This window comes from Mesomycoplasma conjunctivae (assembly GCF_000026765.1).
GTDB classification, from domain to species: Bacteria; Bacillota_I; Bacilli_A; order Mycoplasmatales; family Metamycoplasmataceae; genus Mesomycoplasma; species Mesomycoplasma conjunctivae.
Map to the genome: position 1 here is coordinate 545,785 of NC_012806.1, position 14,173 is coordinate 559,957.

Sequence of the window (14,173 nt, forward strand, 5' to 3'; positions counted from 1 at the left end):
AGGAGAAAGATATGCGTATTTCCAAAAAGATAACAAAAAAAACTAAAATTATATTTTTACTTGGCTCTTCAGTAGTACTTTTTTCAACAACTGCTGTTTTTGCTAATGGTAATAATTTCAGTTTTGCTACTTTCAACATTCCTAAAACCGAGTTTTCAAGTTCTCTACCTTCTTCAATTAACAAGGATACTTCTAATATTAATAGCTTTTATTCACCAGTTACTAACATCGAAAAACAAGAACAACCCATTGTTAAAAAAGAAGAACCACTCCAACCTATTAAAACCGAGACACCCCCTGTTGTTCAGGAAGACAAACCACCAGTTCCTATTAAAAAAGAAGAGTCTGTCCAACTAGAAACAACACCAATTGTCAAACAAGAAATTCCCAAACCTGTTGAAAAACCAATAGAAAAACCAACCCCCAAACCTATTGAAAGACCTGCAACTAGTAGTTCCAAACTAATTACAGGTGCAGAGTTAGAACGCAGAATTGCCATTGGTTTACAAAATTATAAGCAAGCTTTATTAAATGATATCAAAGATTATGAAAATAGAATCAAGACTGCCGAAGCTTATATTAAAGATCAATTAAATGTTGCTGTTTATGGTGAATTGGCTGTTCGAAGAACACAAGAAGATATTGAGTTTATCTATATAAAAAACACTCTAGAAAGAGACAAAGCATATTTAAAATATCTTAAAAGTTTACCAGCTAAAACTAGTTTTACAGCCGAGGAAATTAAGTCGCTTCAACGCGGATTGGTACCTTCAACTGATACAATATCAGCATGAGATTTTTTAAACAAAGAAGATAATCAAGTTGTACAAAATCAAATCCAGGCAAACAAAAGACGTTTCTTTGCAAATTCAAGTGAATGACAAAGAACTGATATTAATAGTCTAAATTATCCAGGTTGAACAAGATCTAATGTTAGTTCTCAGTTCTCTAGTATTAATAGTAATTTAATTGGTGTAGGAAAACCTATTGAATTTTTAAGTTATTCTCCAAGTGATAGCGAATTTAAGTCAAAAGGTGATTCAATTATTGCTGTTTTAGATGCTAATAGTGAGCAAGCTTTTCAAGAATTTAGTAGTATTATTAGCCAAGCTACACAACAAAATGTAAAAATTAAAGGTGTTGTGCTTAAAAATGTCGGAAGTAAAAATAGTTTACAAAACGTTGAACAAATCCTTCAAAAATTACCTACTCAGATTGTCAAATTAACACTATTTTTAGAAAATTATAGAGCTACCGAAGGTCTTCGTGGTTTAGAAAACCACAAATTACAAGAATTAGAACTCTATTCTAATAGCAATTCCGTTAATTCTAATTGAGGCATTAATCCAAATTCACTTAAAAATGTTGATTATATAAGCTTTGACTACCACAATCAAGCAACATATGGTGCAGGTGTTAGAGTTGCTGGTTCAATAGTTTTTAATACCCTTCGTTGAGATAAAAATGATGAAATTCAACAAGTTAATGAAGGTTTAGAAATTGCTTTTGGTTCTAAAATTAATCAAAGAGTATTTCAAGGAACTTCAGGTGGTAAAGGTGGACATCCAGTAAATCTCGATTTTTCTTCTACTCCAAAAATTAAAAGCTTAAAAGGGGTAGATTTTAACAAAATTAATCAATTATTCAATGATAAAATTAAAAATTGAGAAGGTGATAAATTTGCCCAAGAAGACTTCCAAGCTCGCAATGTTAAGTTTAAACAATTATACTTTGCTCCTACTCAAAAAAATGGTCAACAAGTATACGAAGCTAATATTTCCGACTTTGAAAATGGACAATTTTCCACAGCGCTATCTTGAGATGAACCAACGCAACCACAAATTTATATAGGAACTCCAGGCAACACACTTGTTAATCCTACTTTTTACTTAAATGGCAAGGCAAGCGATCTAAAAGGTAATGCTAAATCTGAATTAGAATGATTTGTAAGAGCAGTTGGTGCAAGAGGTTCATTTGCTAAAATAGTCGTAAGCGATCCTGCATTAAAAAGCGCCCTTGGCGGTGCGATAAGTGGTGTATTAGTAACACAAGAGAGTGATAGCGCAATAGGATCATCAGGTAACGAAATAGTTGCCTAAACATTAAAAAAACAAAAAAACTTTTCCTGCGAAAAGTTTTTTTGTTTTTTACTTATTAATTCATTTATAATATAAATCTTTTCATTGCTGCTCATTCTCACAATCTAGATATTCTAAAATTTGACTATCAATTTTTTCATCATAGATTGGTGAGATTCCACTGGTTGTGTATTTAGTATACCACTCTTTAATTTTATTAATATCATCAATAACTTGAGATTTATTAACCTTAAAATGATAAGCGCGCAATTTTCTTTGTCTAATAGGAAAATTTTTAGGATCTTTGTAATCATCTTCTTGTAAAAATGTTGCAACAATAACAAAATCTTCAACATTTTTCAAATAAGAATACAATTGTGCTTGCTTTAGATATTTTGCAGGTAGGTTTTCACCTTTTTTACCTCAGAGCAAAAAATTTTTTACTCCTGTTGTTTTAATTTCAATGATTGTTTTTGTCGCCTCAATATAACCATCGGGAATACCACCGACAATTGGATCATCTTTAAAGTAATCATAATTATATTTTTCAGGAGGAAAAACTTCAATTTCATAGCCTTTTGCTTCGCTAATTGCTTGAATAACTAAAGGTTCAATTGCTTGACCAGCGTCTATATATTTTGTATCCAAAATTGGCATATCAAGTTTTGCTATTTTAATAAAAGCACGAAAAGGTGAAGAGTAGCTATCAACACCTAAAACTTCACCAATAAGTGAGCCACCAACTTTTTTAAAACCTGTCTTGAAAGCAAATTCTTTGTTAAGTAATTTTTGATGAAAATCAGGTTTTAAAATAACCACTTTTTCTTCCTTGTCAATTAAATAGTGTTCATTTTTATAGAATTTACGATTTTGATACATATATTTTCCTTACATTAATCAAGGTTCAAAAATAACAAATGCAGCTATTAAACCCATTACTAAAATATAAAAAATATTAACTTTTTTAATATAAAGTAAGCTTGAAAAAATTGTTCATACAGGTACAAAAACAATTAGTAATCAAAAGCGCCATTTTATAAAAAAGTCAACTTTTACTCCTTTATTAATTTCACTAATGTAACCTTGACTAGAATTAAAAGTGTGTGAAACTAAAATCATATTGACAAAAAGTTGTAGTGCTAGGGCTAAAATAATGCCAATAACTGCCGGCTTAATTCACTTAATCAAACCAACTAAATATTTTTGCTCTTTAGCTTTATTTTTGTTAATATATTTAGTTCAAATTATAACAAAAATAATTGAAGGAATAGTAAAAACTAGATAAAATAAAATAGCAAAAATCCAACCTCATCACTGATATTGGGTAATAATAAGACCAGTAGAGGCAGCAAATTTAAGTGATAAAACTCCAGGAGTTGAGTTGCCAATGGTAAAAATAGTATTAATGTCAGACTGAGAAATTGGCACACCAAAGTTTGGCAAAAACGATCAAAATCAGCTAAAAAAAGGCATAAAAACTTGTCCACCACCAAAAACTAGTAGTGCAATTAAGAAAATAGCAATTGTTGAAATAATAATGGCAATTGCTATCATTATGATACCTTTTTCTTTCTAATATGGTATAAAATAGTATAAATAACAACAATTACTAAAATTGGAATAATTGACAAATTATAAGGGCTAGGTATAAAAAAACAGTACACAAAAGTACTAATTAGCACACTAATGTAAAGTGGTAAAGATAAACTTTTGTAGCTATTTCGAAAATATTGAATACTAAAACCTAAAAGCACACCAATAATTGTAGTTATAATTCCTAAGTTGGTAACTAGCAAATATCTAGGCGGTAAAAATCTAACAAAATATAAAAGAATTAGTCCAAAAATCATATGCGGTAAAAAGGCAACAAGTGTTACTGTAAAACCAAGTCAGCGACCCAATTTTTTAATAGCAATATAGCTCAACATTTGCAGTGATGAAGGACCTGGTAATAAATTAACCATCACAACAGTTTCATCAAATTCATTTTTTGTCATCCACTTATATTTTTCGACAGCTTGTTGATAGGCAATTGGCATCATTGCATTTCCACCACCAAAGGAAATAAAAGATAGTCTTATTAAAAATCAAAGCACTTCAAAAATATGTTTTCAACTATATTTTTGCTTAGAATGATCGTTTTTTTGCATATCTAGTTCCTTTATTTTGAGTCCGTTCAAAATTATGGGGTGGGGGGTATAAAACCTTTTAATTTCTTAAATCTATAAATTATTTTAACACAAAAGAATTTGCACTTTAGAAAAAAAATATATTTTTTTTACTTGGCAATAATAAAAGATATAGTAAAAATTTATTTTTACTATCCGAAATAATCTTTAAATTAATGTTTGGTAAAACTACTTTTTAACAAACGTCTAATATTAGCTTTAAGCTAATCATCATTTTTTGTGCTCTATCTTTTAGTAAACTAATATAAGATTTTAAACTATATAGAGCTCGTTTTTTGCTGATTGGAAATTTAACATAGTTGGCTACAAAGTTTTCGGTTCTTGAACCTATATAACTATCATTGTTTATATTTTTGATAGATTCAAAATGTTTTTTGAAAAAGTTTTTAATTCTTATCAATCCTTTAACTTCTTCAAAGCTGATTAAATAGATATCTTGCTCTTTTATTACTTTCATTATTAGTGAGCAAGCTTCATCGACCTCACCTTTAATAATCAATTTTCTTATATCCTGCTTAAAATTAGAATTGAACATTTTTTTATACTCTTTTAACCACTTACTTTTTGGTCTAATTTCTTGATTAAGCTTGCTTAATAAGTGGTAGGTGTCTAAATAATGGTTAATATTTAGTTCTTTGGCAATATTAATTAATGAAGGGGCACCATCACTTATTAAGAACTTATTAGTTGATTTATATAACTTTAAAGTGTTTCTGATCTCTTCAATATGTTTTGCGTCAACTTGATTATTGTTTTGTCCTGTCTTATTAGTAATACCTAAAATTAAAGTTTTATCTTGAATTTTACCCTCACGTTTGCCCGAGTGCACTACTGCCATACGTAGTCGATATTTACCTCTATTTTTACCTGAAAAATAAACATAAGCATCATCAGCTTCTATGTAGGTACTATACCCTTGGGGATCTTCTAAATCATAAGAAACAAAGTTGGCCTCATTAACAATATTGGTAATACTTCCCATTGAAATACCAAGTTGTTTTGCTATTTCCTTATAAGAAATTTTAGCAATTACCATTTTAATAACCTCATCTTTGAGTTCACTAGTAATTGTTTGACCTTTTTTACCTTTGTCAATAAATTTGTTAAAAGGTCGAAAAGTTTTGTTGTTTTCATCTATATATCTGCGCACTTTAACTTTTATCATCCCAGTACTCAACTTTAGTTTTATTATATAAAAACCTTTAGACCTAAAATTAGTTGATTGGAAAAAATCATTATCTAGTTTAATAATATTATCTTTTAATCTTTGGTTAAATTCTTCTTTGGCAATTTGAATATTTGACACTAATTTATCCTTTAATATGAAAAAAAGACGCTTTAAATGGGCGCCCTTTAATCTAACATTTTTTAGTTCTGTAAAAAATAATTAACCTTACAATAAATAAAACACTAAACAATTCTTTAAATGTGAACTTATAGTTTTTATGCCACTTTGTGGCATAAATTATTTTAACATAGTTTGAAAAAATGTTAATGAAAAAGTTAAATTTTTTCTAATCACTTTTTTATTGCTTTGGTTTCAATGTCTATTGAGTTGGTTTTTAATATAGATGTTATCTTTTTACGCTTTTCGGCAAGTGTAGTTTTATCATTAATTGCTTCCTCAATATTTGTTTTAATATTACCAATTTTAGGAGCCTCTACATTAAAGTATTGTAGTATTGCAACCAACTCATCTAAAAGTGGTGTTTGGCTATTTTCTTTAGCTCGTTTTTTAGCTTTTTTTATTTCTTGTTTTAGATCTAGCCCGGACTGCTCAACTGAGAAATTGAACATTTTTTTCTTAGTTAAAAACATCTTTCAATTACTAATGGTTATAACTGCTTTCGTTACCAAAAAGAATCATCCACTAATATATGAAATTGTTCTCACTATAGTTGAGGAATCCCACTTATTATTTCGGTATGTCTTGAGTATTAATTCGAAAGTAGATCCATCTTTGAATGGCAAAAATAACAAAATAATAGTTATAACTAAAAAAATAAAAAAGACAATTACACCAATTATAAATTTCTTTTTTGTTCATTTGATCGGTTTAAAATCAAAATCTTGCCATTCCATAGTGTTTTTAATCTCCTTGTTGTTCTATTTTTTCCAGCATTTTTATCTTCTGGATATTGATTTTACTTTTTTCTTGATTGAGTTTGTTAGTAATATCGAAGTAAGTTTCATCACTAATAAAGCCTTTGAATTTAAGAGATTGTAGCCCAATCTCTACTTCATGAAAACCTAAAAAATTGACACTAGTAACAATTAAAAAGCATATCAAAATGATTAAAACCATGGAAATCACAAATCAAGCTTGAGCAGCAGAGTTGAGAATTCGGTTTTCAATTTGAATTTTTTCACTAAAGAAAGAGCGAAAAAATTCAATAAACTCTGCGTCATAATTACTGGATTTTAGTTGATCAATAAATGATTCTATTTTTGGATCTTCCACCTCTTTAATTTCAATCCTATAAAAAAGATTATTGAAACTATTATCACCATCATCTATTAGCCCGGCTATCATTAGCGAAACAGCTACTAATCCTATTAAGATACATATAATTACTATCGTTTTTATTAGCTTGTCGTTTTTTTGGTTCTCGGCTCTGTTGAGTCATTTTATAATCACTAATTAGTATTACCTATATTTTGTGGTGCTTGAGTAGGATTTGGATTATTAGGAGTGACTGAATTATTTTTGACCTGTCTTCTATTACGTCTTTCATCGATTTTTTGCTTAATTTTTTTAATTGGATTTATACCTTTAACACCACAAGATACAACCATTATTGGCATTGCTGCAATTGAAGTTGTTGGTAATACATAGTATAAAAAAATTTTTTTAATTTGTTTTTTAATCATAATTTTTATTCCTTTATAGTTTTTTTAAAATATTTTTTAAATTTAATTTGGTAAGTTTTAACTATTTTTTAGTTATCTCTGACAATATCTTTTCCTCCTTTCTAGTCAGAGGTAAATTATTATCGAGTTTATATTTAATAGCTTTATAGATTTCAACATCATTAATCGGCTTGTTTTTAGCCCTTTTAATGCGGTTGCTGATATATCTTGGTAAAAACCTAATAATTGCATTCATCCATAAAAAGACTTCAACGCCTGCCGCTATAAATATTAATCCCCTGTGTAATTTTGGCATTAGGTCAAAAAAGGAGAAAATATCTAAACTTAAAAATGTTTTTATTGCCTCTGGGTCACTCAACTGACTAAAGTTAGCTTCTATTTGTGCCTCAGTTGGGTTAATCATTTTTAAAATTCAAATTATTAAAAATAGTATCATTTTAGTAATCCATATCCCCTGCTCATTTTAAATGTGTTGGTGTTGCTGCAAGACGTCGCTTTTCTTCCTCGACATCTCATTCGTGATCCAAACTTACTCTGATACCAATACGACCACCTAAGGTGTAAGGAGTGGTACCTTTCCATTTTGGATCAGCATCTACTAATTTAAACCTTCTTCAATTATTAGTAGCTTGCTCGCCTATTTGTAAGTCGACAATTTCGTATTCAGCATTAGGATCTTGTCCAAAGATTTCCTCACACATATCAAACCATAAAATATGATTCTCTATTTCCATTTTATCACGGTCTAATTTGCCAATAATAGTCTCTGATTTTACGCCATTTTTGTAAATATCATATTTGTAATCAATAAATTTTAAGTTATCAAATTTTTTATAATTTATTAGGCCTTCTGCTCATCTTCCCGCTGTATCATGATTTGGTAAAAGTCCCTCGTAAACAAAAAAGGACATTGCTACAGTAGTTGTTTGTAATTGATTAAATTTTTTTCTTATGTTATGATAATTAAGACTCGTTGCTACATGCCCATTGTTATCATAGAGAGTGTAATTTTTTACTTGATGATTATCAACTACACTTGATAATGCCCATGCGTTCATATGACCTTGCATAAATGCAGTTCTACCATTAGAAAATGTATTTTGCATTTCAATACTAATCTCTTTGTTATTAGCGTCTAATCTTGAAAATACTGCACTTTCACGGATGTCAGTGCTTGCTCTTGAAAACACACTAGCTGTAACATCGGCTTCGAAATAATGGTTAGGTAAAATAATATTCATTCAAGCATAGTTGAGCCCACCATCACTTTTTGGTTGACTTAGTAAAATTTTATTTGTATATTCCTCCTTAATTGCTATTAAAGGGGAATAGATTTGATAATTTCTTGGTAAATCTCAAATATTGGTAAAGAATTTACTTTTATCAAAATCATAAATTAGTGCACCAATTTTGCGATCATATGCATAAAATGGAATATTTACAAATGAGTTAAAAGAATCTATCCCAAACAGCTTGACACTCTCATCATCTCGGACATTGTTTACTTTGTGGACTAATTGAGGAGATCGAGCCGCTAAAATTCCGTCTTTATAATTTAAATTATTATCAAAAAGATAAATTCCTCACTGTCCTTCAATTTTTAAAATTGCAAAAAACTTATTGCCATCAAAAACTTTAATATCACCAACTTTTTCAACATTAGGCATTTTAATATCTAAGTTTCAATCAACTTCTTTATTTTTGTCATCTGAGATTCCACTAAGTGAAAAAGTAGAATTTAATAGTCTAGACAATCCTAGTTGATAGTACATTTTTAAGTTAACTTGAATATCAAAAAATATTCTTTCGTATTTTTTAAAATCTAAAACTTTCTCACTATGTTTTTTGCCATTAATATATAAAGCTAATTTAAACTTAATCCCTTTGTCAAAGTAAAAATCTTCAACTTTTGCACTAATGTTTACTTTTGACTTACTAAAAATGTTTCTCAAATCTTCATCGGATAATTCATAATCTAAATATGAGTATTCTGCGCTATATTTATTAGGATCAATAAAGTTATAACTAAAAATTTTTACTCTAATTGTTTTTTCTTCAAAAGTGTATTTTGATAAAAAACGATTTTGGAACACTTCTCTATAAGGTTTAAATAGTTCACTAAAATCTTTATTTAAATCCTTACTGATATTGTCTACAACCTTTGTTGCACTATCGGATAACCTTAGACTATCTCTACCATTAACTCTATCTATAAGGAAATATGATTTTATTAAAGTGACATTTTGTTCGAATTCATTTTTTAATCTTGCATACCAATAACTTATTTGATTTAGTTGGCTAACTTCTGTTATTTTAGGGAATCAACCTTTAGTATCTATTAAATAATCTTTTTTGTTTAGAATTTCAGTATCTAATTCACCTAAAATAGTTGCATTATAAAGTAATTTCTTTTGCTCCTCAATAGAATAAAAACCTGTTGTTAATTTTAATATTTTTAAATTAGTAAGTTGTATTGGCTCACCTAGATTTACATCATTAAATTTAATATATCCATGTGTGTTGTATTCAACATTATTTCTTCTATTGTAGCCAATGACAAAAGTAGCATATCAAAGCTTGTTATCGTGTGTATGTACTAGTATAGAATAAGTATGTTTTACATTAACACTTTCTCTTAAATCTATTTTTTTAAAATCAAATATTGGGAAATCCTCTTTTTCATTTTGTGTGGTATCGTATGATTGAAGTGTTTCGTCATAATTATTTACATAATCTTCAATATTGCCTACAATTTTAAAACTACGAACATCAAAAACTCCAGCGATTAGTGTAGGGAAATAGTCAATTATTGTTGATCTTATAGTGATGGAATATTCTACAAATCTTAACTTTTCAACTTTTACTTTCTGGGTTCGCTCTGTAATTTCTCCCTCTTGATCAACTGGACGATAAGCAATACTTGGATAATAGTCTACCTGAACTTTTACTTCTTCATAGTCATAATAACGTTCTAGAACTATTATTTGCCCACTTTTGGTTTGTTCAAGAATTAAGGGTTCACCAAGTCTTGCCTCACCTTCTGAGTATTCTTTAAAATAGGCTTTAATCTGTAAATCTGGTTCTTGTCGGTTATATATGTCTATATAAACAAGTTGTGCATAATATGTTGAGTTATCATGGTCAAATTTTATAAATTGTAAACAATTATTATAACCATAAAAACTTTTGATTACAGTATAGGTTTTAATTGACTCTAGTAAATTTTTCTTACTAATAACACCTCTGTTTAGTTCCTTTTTAAAATCCTCTAAGAAATGTTCAAAAATAATTTCATAAGGACGTGGATATTTATCAACTAAATTTCTAACATTGTAGGAAATTCCAGGTTTTGGTAATGTTGGAACTTTTCCATAATCAAAAGGTTTATACGTTAAAAGATCATCGATTTTATCATGAGGGGTTGTGATATAGTTAAATACATCGCGCACTCAACTTGTAGTTTTGTCATTTTTGGCTTGCTTTAATGGTTTCATTTATCTCCTTTGATGTTATAATTTTTTACATGAAATTTAAAAAATTATTACCTATTATTTTTTTTAGTTTATTTTTAGTTTTATTTGTCATTTTAATTTTAGGATCTCTACCACAAAATATTATTGGAACAAATAGCATTAATAAGGCTTTTTTGGATGATAAATTCCTAGCACAAAATGATAAAGAATTTAACAACTTATATAATAATATTTTGACCAATATTGCAAGAATAGGGGTTAAGGCTATTGATGTTAAAGATCAAAATTTAATTGATTTTGCAAAAGATACTGATTCTAAATTATTTAATATTTTTGATGTTTATGATAATTTGAAATCAAATTCACTAAACAGCTCAATAGCAAGTAAAAATATTTTTATATCTTTAATGTCAATATTTAGTATTTTGAGCTTATCTTTATCAATTGTGACTATCCCTTCAATTTCTAATAAATTGGCTAAAATTAAAAAGTAATAAAACTTTATTCAATTTTTATTTACCTAGTATTTCTAGGTATTTTTTTTGTTCTTTTTACTAAGGTGTCTACTTTGATATTACCGTAAATAATTGAATTAGTTTGATATGGTTCCTTATTTAATTTTTGTGGCATATCACGATAACTTTGCTCATCATAAAAGTTGAGTGCAGTTTCGCCGTTGGATGTATTCCGAAGTTTGTAAGTAATGTTGTGGTTATTGCTGGAGATGTCTAAGCTACCTTCTAATTCAAGAATAATGTAAACACCATCAGCTATTGAATTAATCTTTAATTCTACAAAATCTCCAACATCTCAATTGACTTTGCTAGTAGAAATTACCAAATCATAAGTAGAGCCGGAAGAGTGTGTTAATTGTTCTTCGGCGCGGGAGGCCAACTCTGGTGTGGTTGTAATGTCATTGTACTTATCCCAATAAAACACTCTTCCACTAAATCCACTAATTTTGGCAATGTGGTTAATTTCTTTTTTGTTTTCAAGTTGGATTGCTTGCCGATTATATTTGCTATAAGAAATAAACACTTGGTTAAATTCTTCACGTTTTCATTCAGGATTTACTTGCAAAAGATTACTATTTAATTCATATGCTAAATGTCATTTTAAAGTATTTTTTACCTCATCCTTATTGATAATAATTAAATGATTTTTTTTCTTTGTTTTTCAATTTCAAAAAAAGTTTTGTTCACTATTTCTTTCAATATTTGCAACTGGCGAGCTCAAGGCAATTTTATTTTCTAATGGGTGTAAATTATAAATGTCCCTTTGACCTAGATTACCTACAACATTGGTTGATTCAGTGCGTAATACATTGGCATATTGAAAACTATTTTTATCAATTTGTAAATCAGTTATAAATAAACTTTTAACATTTTCATTATTGATAATAGTTTTATTCTTTTTCATTTCTTGGGGATTCAAAAAAGAAATTAATAGCTCACCTGCATTATTTGTCTCAAAAACAACATGCGTATTAGTATAAGGGGCAAAAAATGATTTAAGCACAGAAAAAGGTGTTTTATTTGTGGTGTTATAAGCATTTATTTTCAAACCTGGTTTAAAATCAATTTTGTGCAATTTGATTTTTGGCTCATTTAATAAACTAATATATTCATTTAGCGCTTCTCTTGCATCAACTTTTACTCATTCAATGGCAGGCGGTTCAATATGGGACAATCATCAACGATTATCATAGGCTATTATTGATTGATCTTTAAATTTATTTGGCATCAATGAAAGCCGACCTTGAGATTCAATAAGTCCTGAAAATATTACTTGATCATCAGCAGATTTTAAGGTAATATTTGTAAAGGTATCGATTTTATCGTAGCTAGTAAAATGTTGGTTTGTTTGCAATCTTTGCTTACTGATTAAGTTGTGTAGTGTAATAGTTGTTGGATTAAAAAGATGTTTTTTATAAGTCATACGATTAGCAAAAGCTCACTTGCTGCTACCATTTATTTCAATTTTTACATCTTTATTTAATAGTTTAATAAGCATTATTTAATAAGTTCCTTGATTATATTTCTTTGTATGATTTGGTGCATCATATTTATCATTTTTAATATCAACTTGTACTGCCACCGGAATTTTATTGGCATCAGCATCAGCATTATCACCAGGTGGGCTTCCGATACTACTAATGGCTAAACCAGCTCCAGTTCCTAAGGCTAATAAACTACCAAGGGCGGCTGCTCCCATAGCAAAAGCAATCGGGGCAGAAAATATACTTCCCATAGCTAAAGCCTTAGAAACTGCTATGGCAACATTTCCTATTATCATTGCCATTTTATAAGCTGTAAAAGCTGCAATGGCGATTTTCATGGCATTTTGGAGACCACCAAAAGCTTTGGTTATATTTGTTAGAGCGCTTAAAAAAGACATTCCCAAATTCTTTTGTAAGTCTTCTGACTCCTTTTTAAATTCGGTAAGAGTTCTAATGTTTTCTGGTAAAGCGGCCGCTTGTCTTTGATACTCTTGCATACCTTCACGTAAAACATAATTAAGCCGCTCTTGTGCAGAAGCATTACGAAGCTTTTGTGAAGTATTAGCATCTAAAAATATCCCCATAGTTTTTAATTTCTTAATACTACCAGTTGTCACAAATTCCAAAAAAGATTGATTAGCAACATCAGCAGAATAACCTATTCGCTCAAAAGCATCACTAATTTTGGTAAGCTCTTCAGCTTGAGAAAGACCAAAGGAACCAAAATTACTTAATAATTGCATTTTGGCACGATATTCATTGATAGCAGCATCTGCTCCTTTAAATATAAAAGATGTTATTGCTAAGCCATTGAAATGTTTTTTAAAGTTTTGGACTTGATCTTTGATTCTATTTGACACTTTTTCCATCTCTTTATCGAATTGATCTGATACAGCAGAAATTTTTAAAACTAATTTCCCTAATGCCATTTTTTGCCTCCTAAAGTTTGTGCAAACATAATTAATTCCTGATTATTTTTTTGATTCAAATTAACATCTTCCAGATCATAAAATCTTTTCATCTTTTTTAATTCATTAGTTGGTAAATCGGACTCACTAGCAACTCTTAATGCCATTATTTGTTTGATGCTAGCATTTTCTGGAAGATGTGTTAAATAATCAAAAAATAAATTAATTGGTAGATCTAAAACATTTTTTGGATCTAGGTAATAAAAAGTTTTGAAATTAGCAAATATTGCACCCAAATCTTTCTGATAATCCAAAATTTGCTTTGCTACTTTTTTGTTTGCTCGCCACCATTGTTAAAATTATGATTAGTTCAAATAGTAATAATTTCTGACATGATAGATATAACATTTTGTAAATTTTGCTTTTTTAAAAATTCTAGTGCTTTGCTAGCCTCACTACCAAATAAGATTTTTAAAAAATCTTTTTGCAAAATATTTTTAATATCATCGTCTTCATTATGATCTTTTCGCCACTCTTCAAATTCAATAAGACTACCAAAATCATTGCGCATTCTCAATTTAAATCCAGGGATTATCTCAACAAAAAAAGGTTCAAATTTGTTAAGTTTAGTTTTTAATGTATATGTAGTCATAAA

Annotated in this window: 15 protein-coding genes; 2 read left to right on the top strand and 13 right to left on the bottom strand. The window is 28.9% G+C overall.

The genetic code is table 4. The features are described 5' to 3' along the window. Positions 1 to 11: 11 nt before the first annotated feature. The gene (locus tag MCJ_RS02210; RefSeq protein WP_012751670.1) at positions 12 to 2,099 is read left to right on the top strand and encodes a putative immunoglobulin-blocking virulence protein; all 2,088 of its coding nucleotides are present in this window, start codon (positions 12 to 14) and stop codon (positions 2,097 to 2,099) included. A 48-nt stretch (positions 2,100 to 2,147) separates the two neighbouring features. On the opposite strand, the gene MCJ_RS02215 is transcribed toward MCJ_RS02210, so the two are convergent. From MCJ_RS02215 to MCJ_RS02255, 9 genes are all read right to left on the bottom strand, one after another. Beyond that, on the bottom strand, positions 2,148 to 2,957 hold the full coding sequence (locus MCJ_RS02215) for an MAGa7180 family putative nuclease (RefSeq protein ID WP_012751671.1): 810 nt from the start codon (positions 2,955 to 2,957) through the stop codon (positions 2,148 to 2,150). Positions 2,958 to 2,966: 9 nt separating this feature from the next. After that, positions 2,967 to 3,632, bottom strand: a complete 666-nt coding sequence (locus MCJ_RS02220) for a chromate transporter (protein WP_012751672.1) — start codon at positions 3,630 to 3,632, stop codon at positions 2,967 to 2,969. After that, the gene (locus tag MCJ_RS02225; protein ID WP_012751673.1) at positions 3,632 to 4,228 is read right to left on the bottom strand and encodes a chromate transporter; all 597 of its coding nucleotides are present in this window, start codon (positions 4,226 to 4,228) and stop codon (positions 3,632 to 3,634) included. Before MCJ_RS02225 ends, MCJ_RS02220 begins: the two co-directional genes overlap by 1 nt. A 214-nt stretch (positions 4,229 to 4,442) precedes the next feature. Beyond that, on the bottom strand, positions 4,443 to 5,573 hold the full coding sequence (locus MCJ_RS02230) for an Mbov_0401 family ICE element transposase-like protein (RefSeq protein ID WP_012751674.1): 1,131 nt from the start codon (positions 5,571 to 5,573) through the stop codon (positions 4,443 to 4,445). A 197-nt stretch (positions 5,574 to 5,770) separates the two neighbouring features. After that, positions 5,771 to 6,349 carry a hypothetical protein gene (locus MCJ_RS02235; protein WP_041594522.1) on the bottom strand — a complete coding sequence of 193 codons (579 nt, stop codon included), beginning with the start codon at positions 6,347 to 6,349 and terminating at the stop codon, positions 5,771 to 5,773. A 7-nt stretch (positions 6,350 to 6,356) separates the two neighbouring features. Further along, the gene (locus tag MCJ_RS02240) at positions 6,357 to 6,800 is read right to left on the bottom strand and encodes a hypothetical protein (protein ID WP_012751676.1); all 444 of its coding nucleotides are present in this window, start codon (positions 6,798 to 6,800) and stop codon (positions 6,357 to 6,359) included. 104 nt (positions 6,801 to 6,904) lie between these two features. Further along, positions 6,905 to 7,138 carry a hypothetical protein gene (locus MCJ_RS02245; protein ID WP_012751677.1) on the bottom strand — a complete coding sequence of 78 codons (234 nt, stop codon included), beginning with the start codon at positions 7,136 to 7,138 and terminating at the stop codon, positions 6,905 to 6,907. 61 nt (positions 7,139 to 7,199) lie between these two features. Continuing rightward, on the bottom strand, positions 7,200 to 7,574 hold the full coding sequence (locus MCJ_RS02250) for a hypothetical protein (protein ID WP_041594523.1): 375 nt from the start codon (positions 7,572 to 7,574) through the stop codon (positions 7,200 to 7,202). Position 7,575: 1 nt separating this feature from the next. Then, complete coding sequence (locus MCJ_RS02255) at positions 7,576 to 10,632, bottom strand: hypothetical protein (protein ID WP_012751679.1); 3,057 nt, start codon at positions 10,630 to 10,632, stop codon at positions 7,576 to 7,578. Between the two features lie 29 nt (positions 10,633 to 10,661). Here MCJ_RS02255 and MCJ_RS02260 point away from each other — a divergent pair, with 29 nt between their 5' ends. Next, positions 10,662 to 11,105, top strand: coding sequence for a hypothetical protein (locus MCJ_RS02260; protein WP_041594524.1), 444 nt, complete (start codon positions 10,662 to 10,664; stop codon positions 11,103 to 11,105). Between the two features lie 22 nt (positions 11,106 to 11,127). Here the strand turns inward: MCJ_RS02260 and MCJ_RS02265 are convergent, their stop codons facing one another. Genes MCJ_RS02265 through MCJ_RS02280 form a run of 4 tightly spaced genes read right to left on the bottom strand, consistent with a single transcriptional unit; the run spans position 11,128 to position 14,170 of the window. Next, complete coding sequence (locus tag MCJ_RS02265; RefSeq protein ID WP_012751681.1) at positions 11,128 to 12,624, bottom strand: hypothetical protein; 1,497 nt, start codon at positions 12,622 to 12,624, stop codon at positions 11,128 to 11,130. 3 nt (positions 12,625 to 12,627) lie between these two features. Next, complete coding sequence (locus MCJ_RS02270) at positions 12,628 to 13,539, bottom strand: hypothetical protein (RefSeq protein ID WP_012751682.1); 912 nt, start codon at positions 13,537 to 13,539, stop codon at positions 12,628 to 12,630. Further along, positions 13,530 to 13,832 carry a Gp15 family bacteriophage protein gene (locus tag MCJ_RS02275; protein WP_041594525.1) on the bottom strand — a complete coding sequence of 101 codons (303 nt, stop codon included), beginning with the start codon at positions 13,830 to 13,832 and terminating at the stop codon, positions 13,530 to 13,532. Before MCJ_RS02275 ends, MCJ_RS02270 begins: the two co-directional genes overlap by 10 nt. Before the next feature lie 11 nt (positions 13,833 to 13,843). Continuing rightward, positions 13,844 to 14,170, bottom strand: coding sequence for a hypothetical protein (locus tag MCJ_RS02280; RefSeq protein ID WP_012751684.1), 327 nt, complete (start codon positions 14,168 to 14,170; stop codon positions 13,844 to 13,846). Between the last annotated feature and the right edge of the window lie 3 nt (positions 14,171 to 14,173).